Here is an 18,403-nt window from a genome sequence, read left to right as displayed (position 1 = left end):
TAAAATAAACCTCAACGTTTATTAAAAAAAGCCTGCCGCACCATTGAGTTGCGTTCATAAATATCCTCATAAAAGACAGCATTATCATTTTCATCTACCCATACGGTAATATACACCAAATCCACCGGAATGGGCTTGGGCAAATTAATAATTTTGTTTTTGCCTTCATCTATTACTTTGGTCAGTTCGGTAGGTGTCCAGGATAGGTCTTGTTGCATGATGTACTGTGCCAATTCTAAAGGATTCTCCAAGCGCACGCAGCCGTGACTGACGGCGCGATTGCTGTTTTTAAACAAATGCCGAGAAGGAGTATCGTGTATATAAATATTGTATTCGTTAGGAAACATATATTTAATATAGCCCAAAGCATTGTCGGCACCGGGCATTTGCTTGATGGCATAAGGGAAATTTTTGGCAGAAACACTCCCCCAATTAACGGCATAAGGACTTACGACATTTCCGGCAGTATTGTACAATTTCATATTATTGGCTGCCAAATAACCCGCATTGCGGCGCAAAATGGGTAATATTTCGTTGGTTGCAATGCTATATGGCACTGACCAATAAGGATTAACTTCAAAATAGGTCATTAAATCGCTGAAAACGGGAGTTTTGTGCGAAGGTTTGCCGACTGCCACCCTTTTAGCAATTACGCTTTCCGTGCCTTCATACACGGTGAGCAAAGAGGCGGCAATATTGACCAGAATATGTGTGCCTTCAACATTGCGCGGCAACCACCGCCATGCCTCCATAGCCAATTGTATTTCTTTGATTTTATCGGCATCGCTACGATTGAGGAAGGCTAAAGTTTTTGTACCGACCACACCATCTGCATCTAAATTACAGGAATATTGAAATTTTTTCACATATTCCAATAACTGCACATCAAATAATTGTTCGTCAAAGTTGTTGTTGGCAGCAGCAGTTGTTGAGTTTTGCGGGGTTACATAAAAACTATCCAAAACGGCATCGCTCAAATCGGGAGCGGGGATTATATGTTTTCCTGCTTTTATTTGCAATAAAGTAAGTGTGTCGGTATATAAATAAGTAGTATCAAAAACACCGCTATTGCTGTAGTTTGTGGGCAGGTCGGGATATATTTGTTGGAGTCGGCGGCGCAACAAAGTCACAGATTCGCTGCGCTCGGCGGGTTTAATCGCTTTTTGGTTAGGGGGTAAAGTCACCTGTATCGGAGGAGCAGCGGCAGCAGTGCGCTGACGATAGTGGGCAAGATTTTGTTTTAAAAGCTGATATTGGCGATATTGCGGCACTAAATTTTCAAAAAAAACAACCAAAGACTCCTGATTGCTCAAAACAGCATTCAGGGCAGCGGGTATATCAAAATCATCGCGTGTCACTTCATACATGAAATTCAAAGAATAAGGATTGACTTTGCCAAAGCGCAAATGTTTTGCATACGCCAAAGCAGCATCGGCAAAGAGCAACTCATACTCCAATAATTGCTGTGGGGGCAAATTTTTGATGTTTTGGGCGGCACTGCTCAATTTGGCGAAGTGATAATTTTCAGAATTTAAGCCTTCGGTATCGGCATTTTTCAATATGGAAATTAAATTTTGAGCAGCAACATTCAGCGAATTACCTTTGAGCCAAGCAGTACGGCAGCCGTATAAATTATAAAATAACGCCACATCGTGTAATGCCAAAGTGTTTTCGCCTTGTAGTGCTATATTCAGTTGGGAGTACTGCGGTTCGCTGTAATCTATTTCTTCCAAAAACAAAAAATCACAAATCAACCCATCAACAACGGCATTTTGTGCCCCTGCATTATGATACAAAAAAGCACTTATCCACACCCAAAATATTAATCCTTTTTTCATGCACTAAAAAATATAAAAATAAAAACGACAAAAATTGATAATTAAATATATAACTTTAATAACGAAAGCATTATTTAAAAGTCACTTATTGTGCAGATTTTATTTTAATTTCATCGGCACTACACAACTATTTTCTATATATTTTGCTTTAAATATACTTACTTACCACACAGGTGGTTTTTAAAGCATACGCGCCACTGCCTCTGCGCAACGCTCGCCATCAATAGCCGCCGATATAATGCCACCGGCATAGCCTGCCCCTTCTCCGCAAGGAAACAGCCCCTGCACCTGCGGGTGCTGCAAAGAAACAGTATCGCGCGGAATACGCACCGGCGAAGAAGTGCGGCTTTCTACGCCCACCAATACAGCTTCGCGGGTGAGGTAGCCTTTCATTTTTTTACCAAAAAAATGCAAAGCTTCGCGCAAGCGACCACCGACGGCAGCAGGTAACACTGCATCTAAATCGGCACTTACAATACCCGGCTGATAAGAACACTCGGGTAAGTCGGGCGATACACGTTTTTGTAAAAAATCGGTTACGCGCTGCGCCGGTGCACTTTGCCGCCGTCCGCCGGCTCGCCACGCTGCCTGTTCAACTGCCTGCTGATAAGCAAGTGCCTGCAAAGCCCCTTGTTGTTCAAAATCTTTCATGTCCTCCAAGCGAATCTCCACCACCAAACCCGAATTGGCAAAAGGATTATTGCGCCGCGAAGGCGACCAGCCGTTGGTTACGATTTCTTCTGGTTGTGTGGCGCAAGGCGCAATAATGCCACCCGGGCACATACAAAAAGAATAAACACCACGCTCGGCAGCCTGCTGCACCAAACTATACGAAGCAGGCGGCAAATGTTCATTGCGTTTTGGAGTATGATATTGAATATGGTCTATTAAGGTTTGGGGGTGCTCAATGCGCACGCCCAAAGCGAAGGGTTTGGCAATGATTTGTATTTTTTTCTGATGCAGCAAATAAAAAATATCGCGTGCCGAATGTCCGGTGGCAAGAATGGCGGCACGCGCTTCAAAACGCTCGCCGCTTTCGGTAATAACGGCTTGCAGAGCACCCGACTGCACGTCAAAATCCGTCACTTTTTGATGAAAAAGCACCGCTCCGCCGGCAGCTTCTATGCGCTCTCGAATGGCGGTAATCACCTGCGGCAATTTATTGGTGCCGATATGCGGGTGGGCATCTATCAAAATATCGGGTTTAGCACCGTGGAGTACCAAAATTTCGAGTACACGGCGAATATTGCCGCGTTTGTCGGAGCGTGTGTAGAGTTTTCCATCGGAATAAGTACCTGCACCGCCTTCGCCAAAGCAGTAGTTGCTGTTGCTATTGACTATATGCTCGCGGTTGAGCAGTGCCAAATCGCGGCGGCGGTCGCGTACATTTTTCCCTCTTTCCAGCACAAGAGGTCTTATGCCCAATTCTATCAGGCGAAGTGCGGCGAACAATCCGGCAGGACCTGCCCCAATTACCACACAGGTATGTGGCACATTTGCCACAGAATGGTCAAACTGAAAAGTAAGTGCATTTTCGGGAGGGAGTACATTTTCGCCCAAAAAATAAATAATACCGCGCAGCAATACTTTCACCGGATTTTGGCGGGCATCAATAGAACGGCGTTGTATTTGAATATAGGCGATATGGTCGGCAGCAAGGGCATACTTGCGGGCGAGGGCAGGGCGCAAGAGATCTGTGTTGGCAGCAACATCGGGCAAAACAGAAATTTCAAAATTTTGGGGCATAGCACAAAGATAAAATTTTAGCCCAAACATTGTTTATTATACCGCAACACCTTCTGTCTATTAAAGACAGAAGGTGTTGCAAGTATATTTTCAGAAATAAAATCAGGAGATGAAGCTATGATTTTTCAAATATTAAATTGCCTCAAAATGAATATTTTTTATAATAGATCTCTTTCATAATAGGTAGTTACAAATAGCTGCAATTAAATTTAGTCTTAAGAAGAACCTCTTTCTCCTGCATCGGTATTTTTCAGCTAAGATTCTGAATATTTTCATAGTCCTTATCACATTTTCTACTTGGACTCTACTGGCAGAAATGGCTCTATTCATCAATTTATCGGTCTTCGTTAGTGCGTGCGTGCTTCTTACTTCTCTTTTTGGATATTTTGGTATGCTTATGGGTCTTTTGCAAACCTTGATAACCGGTATCTACCTCTACTTGGTTTTCGGGTAAAAACCGCGTTTTGCTCTCTTTAAATAGCTTGTAGTCGTGTTTTCTTCCCCCACAACTCGCTACACAGATAATCTTTTACTCTTTTTCTACCACAACCTGACTCTTCAGTGTATGTCGCTTCTTTTTCCCTGAATAATATTTGCGCTGTTTTTTTGGGACGCTCTATCGGACTATCCGAAACATCAACCAAAATTACCTCAAAATTATTATCCTCCAGCAAACGCTTTTTGCCCGGTAAATGAAACCGCTTGTCTTGCAGCAAAACCTTTTCTATCTTTGTTATTATCCGCCAGCATTGTGCTTCGCTTATTCCATAATCCGCTGAAATGTGCAGGAATATTCGGTACTCCCTGTAATACTCAGCAACATAAGCACCTCATCCTCACAGCATAACTTGGGTTTCCGACCCCTTCTACCTCCTGTAATCTTATGAGTAGATACTGTTTTGGGTGTTTTTACCACCGAAACCATCTCCCGAAACAAATCGCAGTTTACTCCTACCAGCCGTTTAAATACCTTCGGCTTTTTATGTCTTATTTCTGTCCATCTTATCCAATATAAGTTACAATTTTATTCTCTTTTTGTCCTATTATGAAAGAGGTCTATTATAAGATGAGTGCGAGGTTTTTTATTTTAGATTTTTTCCGCTATTACCTCTTTGCGTTGGTATTTTTCCCTTTCCTCCTTTGTCTTGTTTATCTTTTCCTCCTTTATCTTCTTTGTCCTTCTCCTTTTCTTTTTCTCGTTCTTCTTTTTCAACTTCTCTCCTTTCTTTGTCGGCTTCGCGTTCGGCTTTAGTTCTTTCTTTGTCAGCTTCGCGTTTGGCTTCGGCTCTTTCTTTGTCGGCTTCGCGTTCGGCTTCAGTTCTTTCTTTGTCAGCTTCGCGTTCGGCTTCGGCTCTTTCTTTGTCGGCTTCGCGTTCAGCTTCGGCTTCTTTTTTTGCTTTATCTCGTTCTTTCTCTGCTTCTTTTTTAGATTTTTCACGTTCAGCTTCAGCTTCTCGCTTTGCTTTTTCACGCTCAACTTGTGCTTGTTTTACGGCATCAGATTGTGCGTAAGTATTTATACTTGTTAAAAGTATGAATAAGAATAAAGCAATAGTTTTTTTCATTTTTTTAAAAATAGAATGTTAAAAATTAGATAAACATCTGATTGCTTTGGATAGCACAATGAAGAAAAAGGTTTAAAATAAAAACGTTAAATCTTTTCCCAAACAATATAAACACCTGAAGATCCGCTATCATTTATCAATTTGGAATAGATGGTATAAGTTGTTCCGGCTTCGCTACCTTCCCAAAGCTGAGAGCGTTTTTTGTATTTTTTATCAAAAAAATCTGTCAATGCTTTATGGTAATCTTTTGCTGCCGAAGATGATTTACAAAAAATATCCACTTCTATTTTTTTGAGGTTTTTTGTTGCATCAAATTCGTAGCGAATGTCGGAAAAATCAGTATTAGCCAAATCTACAGAATAGAGCAAGCTATTAGCGGTAGATTTGGTGGCATTGTCTTCATTTTCCTTTTGAGAAATTTGTTCTCTATTGTCTCTAAAATCTATACCACGCAATACACCCTCGTTGGGGCTAAACAAATTGCTTAAATTTGCCGAAGGTGTTGCCGGATTATTCGGTGGTGCAGTGACGGCGGCGGTAGAAGTGCTATCAGTTTTGGTAGCGGCATTATCGCCGCCGCTTTTGCAGGCTGCCCAAGCGATTAAAAAACAGCAGGCAACTATTATTGATAACAGCAACCTGTGTTTTTGTTGTTTTTGTAACATGTGTGTTTTATTTGAGTTTGCTGCCTACAAGTCCGGTGATAAACGTAATCAGCAGCCCTGTAATAGCACCTGTTACAATATCATCTAACCAGAGCCCTGATTGAGCAGCAATAGCAATAAAAAAAACCGCTCCCGCAATAGCTCCCAGTACATAGCGATTGAGCGGAATAGAGGTAGTAAATAAAAACCCGATAAGCCCGCCCAATAAGGCAGGAATAATTAACAAAGAAGTGCCGCCGTTGAAAGCAAACATTTCAATAGCTCCTAAAATCAAACCCGACACTAAGCCGATAAGAATTCTTTTGTCCATAACTTAATTTTTGTTTTGGTTAATGAATAATATTAATGAGGTTTTTAGGCATCATCTCTATCTAATTCTTCTTGAATTTTTCTTTTTTTCTCTTGAATTTCCTTTTCCATTTCCGCCAAATCTTTCAGGCGTTCTTTGAGTTTTTCGTCTTTTTCTCTTTCAAACTCTTCGTCATCTTTATCTTTTTCCCATTCTTTGTCGTGATGTTTATGTGATTTTTCGCGGCGTTTGTCTTCAATTTGCGCCATACGCTCCTGATAACGTTCTTCTATTTGTCTCTTGCGCTCTTCAAATCTATCTTCAATTTCAGACATACGCCTTTCGTGGCGTTCCTGCTGTTTGCGGTGTCCGGGTGGAATAAAATCGCCGCCTCTTCTTTTGTTATCGTCATCATCATCTGTAGTTGAAGTTGAATTATCCGCCTCCTCTGCTTCTTGATTCCGTTTTTGTTCGGCACGACGGCGCATTGGACCGCCTTCGCCTTTCTTATTGTTTTCATCTACTTCCTCATCTGTATCATCATCTTGTTTTTTTCTGAATACATCAAATAACCCTTTCCGTTTAGGTGGAGTTTCGTCTGTTTTATTGTTTTCAGCTACAGGTGCTTCCTTTTCTTCCGAACTGCCGAAGATGTCAAAGATACCTTTTCGCTTTGGGGTTTCGGTATTTTTATTTTCAGTTTGCTCGCTTTGGGTTATATCCTCCACTTTGTCTTGGATATTTTCTACCATATCGCCGAGTACCTCAAACAGTCCTTTGCGTTTTTTTTCTTCAGGCATATTCTATCATTTATTTTTAATTGTGATTAAAAAAATACAATAAAGCAGTTATTTAGACTTCGTATTATGCAATTAGTTTAATTATAATTATTTATTATTTATATATGTATAATTATTATAAAACATAATGCTTTGATTATCATATTTTAATGTTAAAAATATTTTTATGGCTGTAATGTTTCTTATTTACCCCATCTTTTTACCTAATAATGATACTAAATAAGTTATTAATAAACCGAAAATTGCACCTGTTGCCAGCTCATCTAACCAAGCAGTATTGTTTTGTATGGCTAATACAGCATATAAAATCAAACCTATAAGCGGTGCAACCACAAAATGCTTTAATGGTAACTTGCTGGTATGTGAAAATCCAATAATAAGACCCAATACTGCATTTACAATGATATTAAGTGAGGTGGCATTGGGAAACAAAAAGTATTGAACCAAACCTGCCAATAAGCCCAAAACCAATCCGATAAGAATTCTTTTGTCCATAATAAAATGATTGTTATTGTGTTAGAAATAAATTGAATAAAGAAAAATATAGCCTCAATGTTGCTGCTTATCCTTTTTCTGCTACGGCACTTTCGTATTCTTCAATAAAGGCTTGCAACACGAGGTCGGCAATATTGCCATTCCCGAAGTCGGTTTCGAACTTGGGATTATCCAGCCACTTATCAAAAAGTCGGTTTTGAATATCGGTGCGGCGCAATGCCTCCGAATAGCGCACTTGCGGGCTAAAAGAAACCAAAGAATAAGCCGGCGTAAAACGTTCAGGAAAGTGGCTGTGCAGATATTTTTCTATTTTTTTGCGCAATTGAAAACGTGGGTTGGCAACGGTGTCGCGCATTTCTACAAAATTGCGCAATGCCAACTCGCCGATAGCATCGCCGTCGGGTTTGCGGAGTTGTTGGTATTGTTGCAAGATGCGCTGCCAGTCGGTGTGGGTAGGGCTGCGATGCTGCTCAATGAGATCGTTTAGAATGCGTACATCTTCAAATCCGGCGTTCATACCTTGCCCGTAAAAAGGTACAATAGCGTGCGCCGCATCGCCGATAAGAGCTACATTGCCGTGCACCCAGGGATAGCAGCGCACGGTAAGCAACGCCTCCGTAGGATTATGGAAAAAGTCGTGCAGCAGCGTAGGCATCAGCGCAGTGGCATCAGGAAATTCAGTTTTAAAAAATTCTTGTACTTGTGCTTCGGTTTGCAAGTTGGCAAATGAATCTTCGCCGTCAAAAGCTAAAAAAAGCGTGCAAGTAAAACTGCCGTCAGTATTGGGCAGCGCGATGAGCATAAAAGTGCGGCGAGGCCAAATATGCAGAGCATTTTTTTTCAATAGCCACGAACCATCAGCAGCAGGCGGTATGTGTAATTCTTTGTAGCCGTGGTCTAAATAATCCTGTGTATAATCAAATCTTTTTTGAAACATCATTTCCAAACGCGCCGCCGAAAAAGCACCATCGGCAGCAAAAGAAACATCGGCCTGTGTTTGCAGAGTTTGTTTCGTTTGGGTGTTTTCTATGGTAAAAATATTGTTTTTTAAATCAACGTGCGAAAGGCGGGAATCAAAATGATAGCGCACATTTGGGTGGCGACTGGCTAAAATGGCGAGTTCGCGGTTGAGTGCCGCCCTTGAAATGGAGTAGATGGCATCGCTTTCCTGCCCATAGGCCTGAAACGCCGTTTCGCCATTTTCGTAGTGTATCATTCTGCCGTACATCGGTATTGCCAAAGGTGCAAAATGATCTTCTGCACCGATTTGTTGCAGTGCCAGCCACCCGCGCTGGCTCATTGCCAAATTGATAGAGCGTCCGCGCTCCTGCGTTTCTCCGCGATTGTCGGGGCGGCGTTCATATACGTCCACCTCAAAACCGGCTTTTGCCAAATATAAAGACAATAAAGAACCTACTAATCCGGCTCCTGCTATTGCTATTTTTTCCATATTCTATAATAAAAATTAAATGTTAAAAGAGATACATCGCTATATTTGCAAAGTTAATCATTGTTTTGGTTTCATTTTATCTGATTTTACGCCCAAATTTTATTACAAGATTTTTAAAAATATAAATATTAATATGGCATATACTATCTATGGCAAAGCCGATACGCGCAGTGGTTTTGGTGACGGACTTTATGAATTGGGAAAAGAAAATCCAAATATAGTGGCACTTTGCGCCGACTTGGTAGGCTCTTTGAAAATGAATAAATTTATTGCAGATTTTCCGGAAAGATTTTTTCAGTGCGGTATTGCCGAAGCTAATATGATGAGCATCGCCGCTGGCCTCACTATCGGCGGAAAAATTCCTTTTACCGGCACTTTTGCCAATTTTTCCACCGGTCGGGTATATGACCAAATTCGCCAAAGCATCGCCTACTCCGACAAAAACGTAAAAATATGTGCTTCGCACGCAGGGCTTACGCTGGGCGAAGACGGTGCTACTCACCAAATTTTGGAGGATATTGCGCTGATGAAAGCCCTGCCCAACATGACAGTGGTAGTGCCTTGCGATTATATGCAAACCAAAGTAGCCACCAAAGCAGTTGCCAAATGGAAAGGTCCCTGCTATTTGCGCTTTGGTCGTCCGGTGATGCCCATTTTTACCACCGAAGATCAGGATTTTACGATTGGCAAAGCTCAGGTATTGCAAGAGGGCAGCGATGTGAGCATCATTGCCTGCGGACACCTCGTGTGGTATAGCCTGCAAGCCGCCGAAATACTGGCAGCCAAAAATATCCGTGCCGAAGTAATCAATATGCACACAATTAAGCCTTTGGACAATACCGCCATACTCAAAACCCTCAAAAAAACCGGCTGCATCGTCAGTGCCGAAGAGCACCAGCGCAATGGCGGTTTGGGCGACAGTATCGCACAGTTGCTGGCATTGGAAGCACCCGCACCGATGGAGATGGTAGCCGTAAACGACAGTTTTGGCGAAAGCGGCACTCCCGACGAACTGCTCCAAAAATACGGACTTACTGCCGAAAACATTGCCGCCGCCGCCGAAAAAGTAATGAAACGCCGCAAAGTGAAATAAATATAAATATTGATGTATTAAAATAAAAACTAAAACAGCGTTTTATTATTGATTTCTAATGATATTCATATCTTTATATTTTTAATTTTTTTACAGCAATCAGCATTTGCCCATGTCGCAATATTCAGACGAGGAAATATTACAACGTTTTGCGCAGCCTGCCACCAAAGAAAAAGCATTTACGGAATTGGTGCAAAAATATCAGGAAAAACTCTATTGGCATATTCGCCGAATGGTACTCAACCACGACGATGCCGATGATGTATTGCAAAATGTATTTATAAAAGTATGGTTGAATTTGGAAAATTTTCGGAAGGATTCCAAACTTTATACTTGGCTGTATCGCGTGGCTACCAACGAAACACTCACTTTTTTGCAAAAACGCAACAACAAATCCACCATTTCTATGGAGGGCGAAGAGCACGACCTTTCGGTACAACTCAAAGCCGACCCATACTTTGAAGGCGATGATGTACAAATAAAACTACAAAAAGCCATTGCCGCCTTGCCCGACAAACAACGGCAGGTATTTTTGATGCGATATTATGATGAAATGAAATACGAAGATATGTCGGAGATACTCGGCACTTCGGTAGGCGCACTCAAAGCATCATTTCATCATGCTGTCAAAAAAATAGAAAAATATATCCTCAACGATTAAACTATTTGCCCGCTCGGGCATCTTGCTTATAGTATTTTTTCAAAGTAGATTATGCACGAATGGAATAACATATTACACGAACTTGAACAAGAAAATGCCGTGACATTGATGCGTTTGCAACGCAGCAATAATTTTCATGTACCTGCCTCTTATTTTTCGGATAATATTGCTGCCTGTGCCAATATTGTACAGCAGCAGCAAGCCGACAACAGCAGCGAAATAATACCGGCTTTGCGCAGTGCAAAAAACTTTCAAGTGCCGCCCCTTTATTTTGATAATTTGGCACAACAGGTATTGCAAAAAGCCCAACAAACAGAAAAAGAAAGCGAGCAAACAGTACGGCATTTGCAACAATATACCGCCGCCGCTTCTGCTTTAAAAGTGCCGCAAGGCTATTTTGAATCTTTGCCCCAGATGGTACTTGCCAAAGCCGCCGCACTCGCCGATGCCGAAGATGTGGAATTGCCGCAGGTGTGCAAAGAAAATGCTTTCGGTGTACCTTCCGGTTATTTTCAGCAGTTGCCCCAACAAATTTTGGAAAAATTGCCAAAGGAGCAGCAAGCCGCTAAAGTAATTAGTATGCCACAGGCTGCTCCGGTACGCCGCTTGCAAGGCTGGCGGTCGGCAATGGCAGTGGCAGCCGTTTTGTTGGTGTTTTTGGTAAGCGGCTATTTTTTGCGTCAGAATATGATACAGCCCGCTGCTGTGTCCGCTTTCAATGTAGATGCAGCTTTGGCAGAGCTGAATGATGAACAATTTAACTATTTGTTGCAAACCAACCTCACCGAAGAAGATTTGCCGCAACTGGCACAACAAAGCAACTTGAATGTTTTTAGTTTCTATGAAGCCGATGACTTGGAAAATTTTTGCTAAATCATTGTAAATTTGATACATACTTTTTTACGTTATTTTTAATCAGTTTTTAAACCTAAAAAAATACTTTTTGTCAAACAAAGGTATCCAATAAAATAAGCGAAATAAATACAGCTTTTGAAATATGAAAACTTTTATTAAAAAATACATGAGTGCGTGGTTTTTAGTGGTGATGATGCTGGGATTTTTCGCCATCAGTCCGTTTCAGGCGCAGAGCGATAAAGAAGAAGTAAACGCCGTAAAAGTGGGCTTTTTCTACTCAGGAAATGGGCTTGTCGTCATCTGAAGCCGAAAAATTTTAATGCTTTATTTTGAATATCAAGATAAAAAAGAAGCCATACGCCGCAATCCATCTCAAAACCCTATTCAAATGCAGGAGTCGGAGTTGGAATTGAGCAAAGAATACGACAAAAGTTTCGTACCGTTTTACCTGCCAACAAAATAGATTTGATGTATCAGGCAGAGAAGAAGTTCCGTGATAAACTCATCGAAACCGCCACCCAACGCAAAGGCGGCAACTAAGTAGTCTGCAAGCGGCATTTTTTTGCCACAGTACCATATTTATCTTTAATCCCTTCACATATTCAGCACTCGCTGCACGATGTGAAGGGATTTTTGTTTTGCAGTATCGGGGGATATTTGTTTTTTGTAGCAAAATTTTCTACTTTGCACGCTATATTTTTATTGCTATATTTTTTCCGAATTTGTATATGAAGATGCTCTTTCCTGAGTACAATCAGAGCTACGAACTTTTTTCGCAGCGAAATCCCCAAAGCTTGGGTGAGAAAATCCTCAATTTTCCTTTGATACGCATTTTAGTAGCTGTTATTTGGGTGTTTTTGCCTTTAGCTGCCATTCAATGGCTCGGCGCACGCTTCATTCCTGACAATTTTAATTTCAAAGGCGAAGATATAGTAGAAGCGATTATATCGGTTTTATCATTTTTGGCAATGATAGGAATGTATCGGCTCTATACCCGTTATATTGAGCAGCGTCCGGCATTGGAGGTCAGCGCACGCAATGCCCTTGGCGAAGCAGTTTGGGGTATGCTGTGGGGCGCGGGAATTATGTGTGCAGTGGTAGGGCTGATGTATATTCTCGGAACTTATCGCGTGTTGGGCTTCAACAGCCCCACTATTTTATGGTCTGCTTGCTCGTTTTTCTGGGTTGCAGCCTTTGCCGAAGAGATGATACTGCGCGTTATTGCTTTTAAAATTTTTGAAGAATGGGGCGGCAGTACGGCGGCAATTATATTTTCGGCACTGTTGTTTGGCTTTCTGCCCGCAAACGACAATGCTACGCTTTCTACAGTTCTATAGCGATAGCGTGGAAGCGGGTATTTTGCTCGCAGCTACTTATATATGTTCACACGGCGTGTGTGGCTGTCGCCAGGGTTTGCATTTTGCATGGAACTATGTGCAGTCTGCTGTATTTGGTTTGGCAGTATCGGGCAATGATTTGGAAGGTTGGATAGTGCCGCAGGTGTCGGGCAACGAGTGGATTACAGGGGGGAGTTTTGGTCCTGAATGTAGCATCTTTGCCCTTATTTTATGTACTTCGGCAGGCATTTATTTTTTGTATCGCGCTTATCAGCGTGGGCAATGGATAAGCCCCAACTGGCGTTTATTGCCGCGTGCTTTACCTTCATCTTGATATTTTTTGCTTTTTTGAGTGCATGCAGCCCTTGCTTTCCATCATTACGCCCACCTACAACGCCCAAGCGGTGCTGTTGCCCACATTGCACAGTGTATCCGAGCAGACGTGGCGCGGGCGTGTGGAGCATTTGATAATAGACGGTGCTTCTGCCGATGATACTGTTTCTATGGCAAAAACTACTGCTGATGTATTGATTTCGGAGGCGGATAGAGGTATTTATGATGCGATGAATAAAGGTTTGCGGCTCGCCACCGGTCACTATGTGTGTTTTTTGAATGCAGGCGATACTTTTTATGCGCCGAACACATTGGAACGTGCTTTGAGTGGCGGCGCAGGTGCTGATTTTATTTATGGGAAAACTTTAATGCGCCGCCCCGACGGTACAGTGCGCCCTTGGTATAAAACGCCGCCGCCGGCACACGAATTATCGTGGCGCAGTTTTATCAACGGTATGGTGCTATGTCATCAGGCGATGTTGGTGCGGCGTACTTTGCCACCGATTTTCGGAGCGACTTGCGGGTGAGTGCCGATTTGGATTGGTGCATCAATACCTTAAAAAAAGTACAAAGCATTTACGAACTGCCCGATTATATGTGCTATTATTTAGAAGGTGGCTTTTCTACAAAAAACCGTTTTCGCTCATGGACGGAACGCTGGCGCGTACTGCAAACGCATTTTGGAGTTTTTCCCACACTTTATCAACATATCCAAATTATTATCGGTGCTTTGCAACGAGGCACTTGGGGATAAGTGGCAATTTTTTATTGAAAAATGAAATCATTATGTAAAAACAATACTTTGCTTCCTTTCTTTGCAGTGAAATTGCAAAAAAAATTACCTTTGTTTTTATTTCAACTTTCTTTGTTTCACGGCAAAAAACAATATCCTTTTTTTAAATATGCAGTTTTTTTCTTGGTTTCGTTATTGCTTGATAATCATATTGCTAAATATGAGTGTTCGTGCGCAGCAGTCGGGTGACGGCACTACTTTTCCTTATAATGGCGTACAAGATACCCGATATACAACAGCGCTTTGCGCTCAACGACAAAATTTACCTCACTGCTCAAATATTGAACAATGCAACTTTATTGGTAAAAAACGGAAAAGTAGAAAGTATTGCGATTGACGGCACAGTGCCGAAAGGTTATGTAGAAATAAACTGCACCGGAAAAATTATTTATCCTTCTTTTATTGAACTGATAGGTAATTATGGAGTGGTGCAACCCAAAGGAGAGCAACCCGAATACGAAGATGATGATGATAGTTTTAAGCCGCAGTTTTTGTCTAAAAAAGCCGGAGCTTATCATTGGAACGAAACCATTCACCCCGAAACACAGGCGTATTTGTTGTTTAAAAATGACCCCAAAGCCGCCGAACAATGGCGAAAAACGGGATTTGGTGCGGTATTGTCTCATTTGCAAGATGGCGTTGTGCGCGGTACGGGTGTATTGGTAACGCCCCTAACGATACCAGGGAAAATTTCAACATCTTGCGCGAGCGAGCCGCCGCTTTTTATTCATTCAGCAAAGGTACTTCTTCGCAAAATTACCCTTCATCGCTGTTAGGAGCTATTGCACTTTTGCGCCAAACCTATTACGATGCCCAGTGGTATCGCAGTGCCACACCGCGAAGCCAATATTTCTTTGGATTATTTTAATCAGAATATGGCGTTGCCACAAATTTTTGATGCCAACCACAAGTATCATATTTTGCGTGCCGACAAATCGGCGATGAGTTTGGAGTGCCTTATATTATTAAAGGCGGCGGCAATGAAAGATATCAAAATATGGATGCCATCAAGCCAACGGGAGCGAGTCTGATACCTCCCCCTTTATTTTCGAAACCTTATGATATGTAGAAGCCCCTTAGATGCTAATTTGGTGGAATTTAAACAAATGACACACCGGGGAATTAGCACCTTATAATCCGGGCTAAAGTGGCAGCTGCGGGAATTACTTTTGCTCAGCACCGATGGTTTGAAGGATAAAGAGGAATTTTGGAAAAATTTGCGCCTTGCCGTCAAAAAGGATTGTCGCCGCAAGCTGCTTTACAGGCACTCACCGCCACACCCGCCGCGCTTTTGGGTATGAGCGAACAATTAGGCACTTTGGAAAAAGGTAAAATTGCTAACTTCTTTGTCGCCGATACGGATATTTTTACCAAAGGAGAAATTCTTGAAAACTGGATACAGGGCGACCGATTCATCATCAGCAACAAAGAAAACACAAATAAAGACGGCGTGTATCATCTCACCATGAACCACGACCGCCGTGTGGACGAAGTGCATTCCTTCTAATACCGGAAAAAGCAGCCACTAAAGCCTATATTTTATCCAACGATACTAACGAACCGATGTAAATATTGCCTTTCCCGCAAGCACAGGAAATACAACTTTGTTTCAATAAAATAACACAAAGACTCGTATTACGCTTGTGGAGGGGATTGTGGAATACTTATCTTCAGGGCGAATTGTTTGAGTCGACTAAGTAATATAAAACCCTTGATCTAAAAAGGGTCGCTCGCGTACTCAACCAAAAGCCTTCGACAACCCAATGTGTTCATGGTGGCTTCTTGTATTGTGTCTATTTTTATTTAATTCAGGTAGTGAAACCTTAATTGTCTGCACAAATGATATGGAGGTATTTGCTAGTATACTGATGTGGATTTGTAAAGGTATTGTTGATAAAGAATTGGCAGTTCCGGGGCGGTACGGGGATAATAGATGCCACCGGGCAAGCACCTTACGGCAGGTATTATTGACGAACATTCACATATTGCCACACATCGCGGCGTAAACGAAAGCACGCAGGCACTATCTGCCGAAGTGCGCATCGGTGATGTTATTAATGGATTTATTATCAACATTTACCGCCAATTGGCGGGTGGTGAACGGCGGCACAATCCTGCTGGATGGCTCTTCTAACCCTATCGGCGGGCAGTCGGCGTTGATAAATTGCGTGCTAGCTACGCACCCGAACAGATGAAATTTGAAGGGCTGCTCCTTTTATTAAATTTGCTTTGGGCGAAAATGTGAAACAAAGCACTAAAGGAGGGGGACAGGTGGAGCGTTTTCTGCAAACCCAAGGATAAGGTGGAGCAGGTTTTTATGGATTATTTCAGCGGCGCCCGCGCTTATGAGCAAAAACAGAAAACAACCCAACTTTCTCTTCGCAAAGACTTGGAATTAGAAACTTTGAGCGAAATTTTACAGAAAAACGCTTCATTACTTGCCATAGCTTATGTACAGGCGAAATTAATATGCTAATGAAAGTATGGGGAGCATTTTGATTTTACACCTGGTCACTTTTACGCATATTTTGGAAGGATATAAAGTGGTTGATAAATGAAAGCACACGGAGCGAATGCTTCTTCTTTTGCCGACTGCGGGCTTATAAAATGGAGGTTGTCGAAGCCATTCCGCACAACGGAGCTATTTTGCACGATATGGGTATCAATGTAGCTTCCAACTCTGATGACCTCGAAATGGCTCGCCGCCTCAATAATACTGAGGCTGCAAAAGCTGTAAAATACGGCGGCGTAACGGAAGAGGAGTGTGTGGAAATTCCTCGTGACACTGAATCCGGCGGAAATGCCGTGGATGTGGAGCAACGCACCGGGCAGGATCAAAAGGGCAAAGATGCCGATGTATTGTGGAGCGAGCACTCCCTTATCGGTGGTATACGCCAAAGCCGAAATGACTTTAGTGGACGGTATTTGCTTTTTTGACATTAAAAAAGACGAAGTACTGCGCCGCGACATTGCCGCCGAACGCAAACTGTCTGATATACAGAAAATGCTGCAAGCCAAAAAAGGATATGAGTACCGAAAAAGCCCACACCCGCCGAACCGCATCATTACCATTGGCGATGATATAAAAGATGAGGCAGATGAGATAATTTGTAATCTTTTAATTTAAAATATTTTGAAAAACATTACTCTTCTTACCGTTCTTATTCAGTACAGAAAACCAGTTGTTATGCGTTTGGAATACCTTCTTATTATTTTTGCAGCATTTCTATTTAAATGCTATTTTTTAAAGGTATTTTATTCAGTCCCAATACCTATTTATTCAGCTACGGCGGCGATGGCATCAAAATTATTTCACCCCTGCTTAATATATAAAATACGGAGAAGGTTTTTATTTAAAGGTATGTATTATCCGCATTTTGAACATGTTATTTTTACGGATAATCAACCCTTTATTGCGGGGGTGTTGCGTTTCATTCAAACTTACTTTTTCATTAGATGGCTATATGATTGGTATTTTAATGGGCTGATGATACTGAGCATCGGATTGACCGTTCTACTTCTTTATTATATCGCCCGCTATTATACATTGCCGCATTGGTATGCACTCGTTGTTTCCAATACTCATCACCGCTTTATTCTCCACAAATTATTCGGGCCTTGTCGGGCATTATGCACTGTCCTATACTTGTTATATTCCTTTGTTATGGTTTTATTAATAAAAACGAACAGTCAAATGACTGAAGAGGTGGCAATACTTTTATTTTATTGCTGCTTACCATTACTGTTTTTGGTTTTATACACCCTTATTATTTATTTATAGGAGTTCTATTTATAGGCATATCCTATTTATGTCTGTTTTTTTTAAAGAACAGGAGCAAAAAAATATCTTACTTACTATACGCTCTACTGATATTTATCATTCCGTTTTTAATATTTCAGTTGTTGATGTGGGCAACAGATAGCTGAGGCGCCTGACCGTCCCGATGCTCCCTTATGGCTTCTATATATACCGTGCTTATTGGGAAAGTATTTTTCTGCCGACAGATGCTAATCCCTTAGCTGCATTTATCAATAAAGCAATAAAAATACGTTCGGTGGATTGGGAAGGGCGAGCTTATGTTGGCATCATAGGTTTTTTGTAGCAGTTTTCACGATATATCATCTTATATCCCGCCTGGGAAACGAAATCGTTCTTCTGCTTTGGGGTTTTTGCTCGATAATTTTATCCCCATATTGGCGGCAGCAACGCTGGTCGCTTTATTTTCTCTGGCAATAATTTTTATCTGGGGTTTCGATTTTTGTTAGACCCGATGCCGCCGGGCTCACAATTTCCTGCTCTTCTTGGGACGCTTTGCTTGGGTATTTTACTATGTATTTTCGCTTTATACTGCTTATGCTTTATATGCGTGGTATCTTCATTTGACACGCCGTTTTGTGGTAATACTCTGTGTTGATATTAGTGTTGAGTCTGTCGGTTTGGGGAGTGGAGGCTCATCATATTTGGGTCGCCACGCTTCGGCAA

25 protein-coding genes and 1 pseudogene are annotated in these 18,403 nt (G+C 41.8%); 17 read left to right on the top strand and 9 right to left on the bottom strand.

What is annotated here, in order from left to right:
* Positions 1-11: 11 nt before the first annotated feature.
* The 9 genes and pseudogenes from IPL35_09425 to IPL35_09385 all read right to left on the bottom strand — a co-directional run bounded on the left by IPL35_09425 (position 12) and on the right by IPL35_09385 (position 8,848).
* Positions 12-1,838, bottom strand: a complete 1,827-nt coding sequence (locus IPL35_09425; GenBank protein ID MBK8443612.1) for a L,D-transpeptidase family protein — start codon at positions 1,836-1,838, stop codon at positions 12-14.
* A gap of 180 nt (positions 1,839-2,018) precedes the next feature.
* Positions 2,019-3,584 carry an FAD-binding protein gene (locus IPL35_09420; protein MBK8443611.1) on the bottom strand — a complete coding sequence of 522 codons (1,566 nt, stop codon included), beginning with the start codon at positions 3,582-3,584 and terminating at the stop codon, positions 2,019-2,021.
* Between the two features lie 174 nt (positions 3,585-3,758).
* Positions 3,759-4,590, bottom strand: a pseudogene (locus IPL35_09415) (IS5 family transposase).
* 76 nt (positions 4,591-4,666) lie between these two features.
* On the bottom strand, positions 4,667-5,149 hold the full coding sequence (locus IPL35_09410; protein MBK8443610.1) for a hypothetical protein: 483 nt from the start codon (positions 5,147-5,149) through the stop codon (positions 4,667-4,669).
* A gap of 86 nt (positions 5,150-5,235) precedes the next feature.
* The gene (locus IPL35_09405) at positions 5,236-5,787 is read right to left on the bottom strand and encodes a hypothetical protein (GenBank protein MBK8443609.1); all 552 of its coding nucleotides are present in this window, start codon (positions 5,785-5,787) and stop codon (positions 5,236-5,238) included.
* 34 nt (positions 5,788-5,821) lie between these two features.
* Positions 5,822-6,124, bottom strand: a complete 303-nt coding sequence (locus tag IPL35_09400; protein MBK8443608.1) for a hypothetical protein — start codon at positions 6,122-6,124, stop codon at positions 5,822-5,824.
* A gap of 44 nt (positions 6,125-6,168) precedes the next feature.
* Positions 6,169-6,903 (bottom strand): hypothetical protein, encoded by a 735-nt coding sequence (locus tag IPL35_09395; GenBank protein MBK8443607.1) that lies wholly within the window; start codon positions 6,901-6,903, stop codon positions 6,169-6,171.
* A 186-nt stretch (positions 6,904-7,089) separates the two neighbouring features.
* Positions 7,090-7,398 (bottom strand): hypothetical protein, encoded by a 309-nt coding sequence (locus tag IPL35_09390; GenBank protein MBK8443606.1) that lies wholly within the window; start codon positions 7,396-7,398, stop codon positions 7,090-7,092.
* 67 nt (positions 7,399-7,465) lie between these two features.
* Positions 7,466-8,848, bottom strand: coding sequence for an FAD-dependent monooxygenase (locus IPL35_09385; GenBank protein MBK8443605.1), 1,383 nt, complete (start codon positions 8,846-8,848; stop codon positions 7,466-7,468).
* Positions 8,849-8,981: 133 nt separating this feature from the next.
* Between IPL35_09385 and IPL35_09380 the strand changes: the two genes are divergently transcribed.
* From IPL35_09380 to IPL35_09300, 17 genes are all read left to right on the top strand, one after another.
* Positions 8,982-9,941 carry a transketolase family protein gene (locus tag IPL35_09380; GenBank protein MBK8443604.1) on the top strand — a complete coding sequence of 320 codons (960 nt, stop codon included), beginning with the start codon at positions 8,982-8,984 and terminating at the stop codon, positions 9,939-9,941.
* 112 nt (positions 9,942-10,053) lie between these two features.
* Positions 10,054-10,602: an RNA polymerase sigma factor gene (locus tag IPL35_09375; protein MBK8443603.1), complete on the top strand. Its 549-nt coding sequence runs from the start codon at positions 10,054-10,056 to the stop codon at positions 10,600-10,602.
* Between the two features lie 51 nt (positions 10,603-10,653).
* Positions 10,654-11,475, top strand: coding sequence for a hypothetical protein (locus tag IPL35_09370; protein ID MBK8443602.1), 822 nt, complete (start codon positions 10,654-10,656; stop codon positions 11,473-11,475).
* A gap of 124 nt (positions 11,476-11,599) precedes the next feature.
* Positions 11,600-11,761 carry a hypothetical protein gene (locus tag IPL35_09365; GenBank protein MBK8443601.1) on the top strand — a complete coding sequence of 54 codons (162 nt, stop codon included), beginning with the start codon at positions 11,600-11,602 and terminating at the stop codon, positions 11,759-11,761.
* 15 nt (positions 11,762-11,776) lie between these two features.
* Positions 11,777-11,920: a hypothetical protein gene (locus IPL35_09360; protein ID MBK8443600.1), complete on the top strand. Its 144-nt coding sequence runs from the start codon at positions 11,777-11,779 to the stop codon at positions 11,918-11,920.
* Positions 11,921-12,185: 265 nt separating this feature from the next.
* Positions 12,186-12,794, top strand: a complete 609-nt coding sequence (locus IPL35_09355; protein ID MBK8443599.1) for a hypothetical protein — start codon at positions 12,186-12,188, stop codon at positions 12,792-12,794.
* Complete coding sequence (locus IPL35_09350; GenBank protein MBK8443598.1) at positions 12,769-13,128, top strand: hypothetical protein; 360 nt, start codon at positions 12,769-12,771, stop codon at positions 13,126-13,128. The genes IPL35_09355 and IPL35_09350 overlap by 26 nt, the downstream gene beginning before the upstream one ends.
* Positions 13,129-13,159: 31 nt before the next feature.
* Complete coding sequence (locus IPL35_09345) at positions 13,160-13,654, top strand: glycosyltransferase (protein MBK8443597.1); 495 nt, start codon at positions 13,160-13,162, stop codon at positions 13,652-13,654.
* Positions 13,591-13,881 carry a hypothetical protein gene (locus tag IPL35_09340; GenBank protein ID MBK8443596.1) on the top strand — a complete coding sequence of 97 codons (291 nt, stop codon included), beginning with the start codon at positions 13,591-13,593 and terminating at the stop codon, positions 13,879-13,881. The genes IPL35_09345 and IPL35_09340 overlap by 64 nt, the downstream gene beginning before the upstream one ends.
* Positions 13,882-14,129: 248 nt before the next feature.
* Positions 14,130-14,696 carry a hypothetical protein gene (locus IPL35_09335; GenBank protein ID MBK8443595.1) on the top strand — a complete coding sequence of 189 codons (567 nt, stop codon included), beginning with the start codon at positions 14,130-14,132 and terminating at the stop codon, positions 14,694-14,696.
* Between the two features lie 33 nt (positions 14,697-14,729).
* Positions 14,730-14,951 (top strand): hypothetical protein, encoded by a 222-nt coding sequence (locus IPL35_09330; GenBank protein ID MBK8443594.1) that lies wholly within the window; start codon positions 14,730-14,732, stop codon positions 14,949-14,951.
* Positions 14,952-15,127: 176 nt separating this feature from the next.
* Positions 15,128-15,427: an amidohydrolase family protein gene (locus IPL35_09325; GenBank protein MBK8443593.1), complete on the top strand. Its 300-nt coding sequence runs from the start codon at positions 15,128-15,130 to the stop codon at positions 15,425-15,427.
* 426 nt (positions 15,428-15,853) lie between these two features.
* Entirely contained in the window at positions 15,854-16,054 is a 201-nt protein-coding gene (locus tag IPL35_09320) for a hypothetical protein (GenBank protein ID MBK8443592.1), read from the top strand.
* A gap of 168 nt (positions 16,055-16,222) precedes the next feature.
* Entirely contained in the window at positions 16,223-16,396 is a 174-nt protein-coding gene (locus tag IPL35_09315) for a hypothetical protein (protein MBK8443591.1), read from the top strand.
* 131 nt (positions 16,397-16,527) lie between these two features.
* Positions 16,528-16,857 (top strand): hypothetical protein, encoded by a 330-nt coding sequence (locus IPL35_09310; protein ID MBK8443590.1) that lies wholly within the window; start codon positions 16,528-16,530, stop codon positions 16,855-16,857.
* Entirely contained in the window at positions 16,826-17,047 is a 222-nt protein-coding gene (locus tag IPL35_09305; GenBank protein ID MBK8443589.1) for a hypothetical protein, read from the top strand. Before IPL35_09310 ends, IPL35_09305 begins: the two co-directional genes overlap by 32 nt.
* A 1,175-nt stretch (positions 17,048-18,222) precedes the next feature.
* Positions 18,223-18,403: hypothetical protein (locus IPL35_09300; GenBank protein MBK8443588.1), on the top strand; the 181-nt coding region annotated here is incomplete at its 3' end.

This window comes from Sphingobacteriales bacterium (genome assembly GCA_016711285.1).
Taxonomy (GTDB): Bacteria; Bacteroidota; Bacteroidia; order Chitinophagales; family UBA2359; genus JADJTG01.
This window is presented reverse-complemented; position numbering and strand designations above follow the sequence as displayed.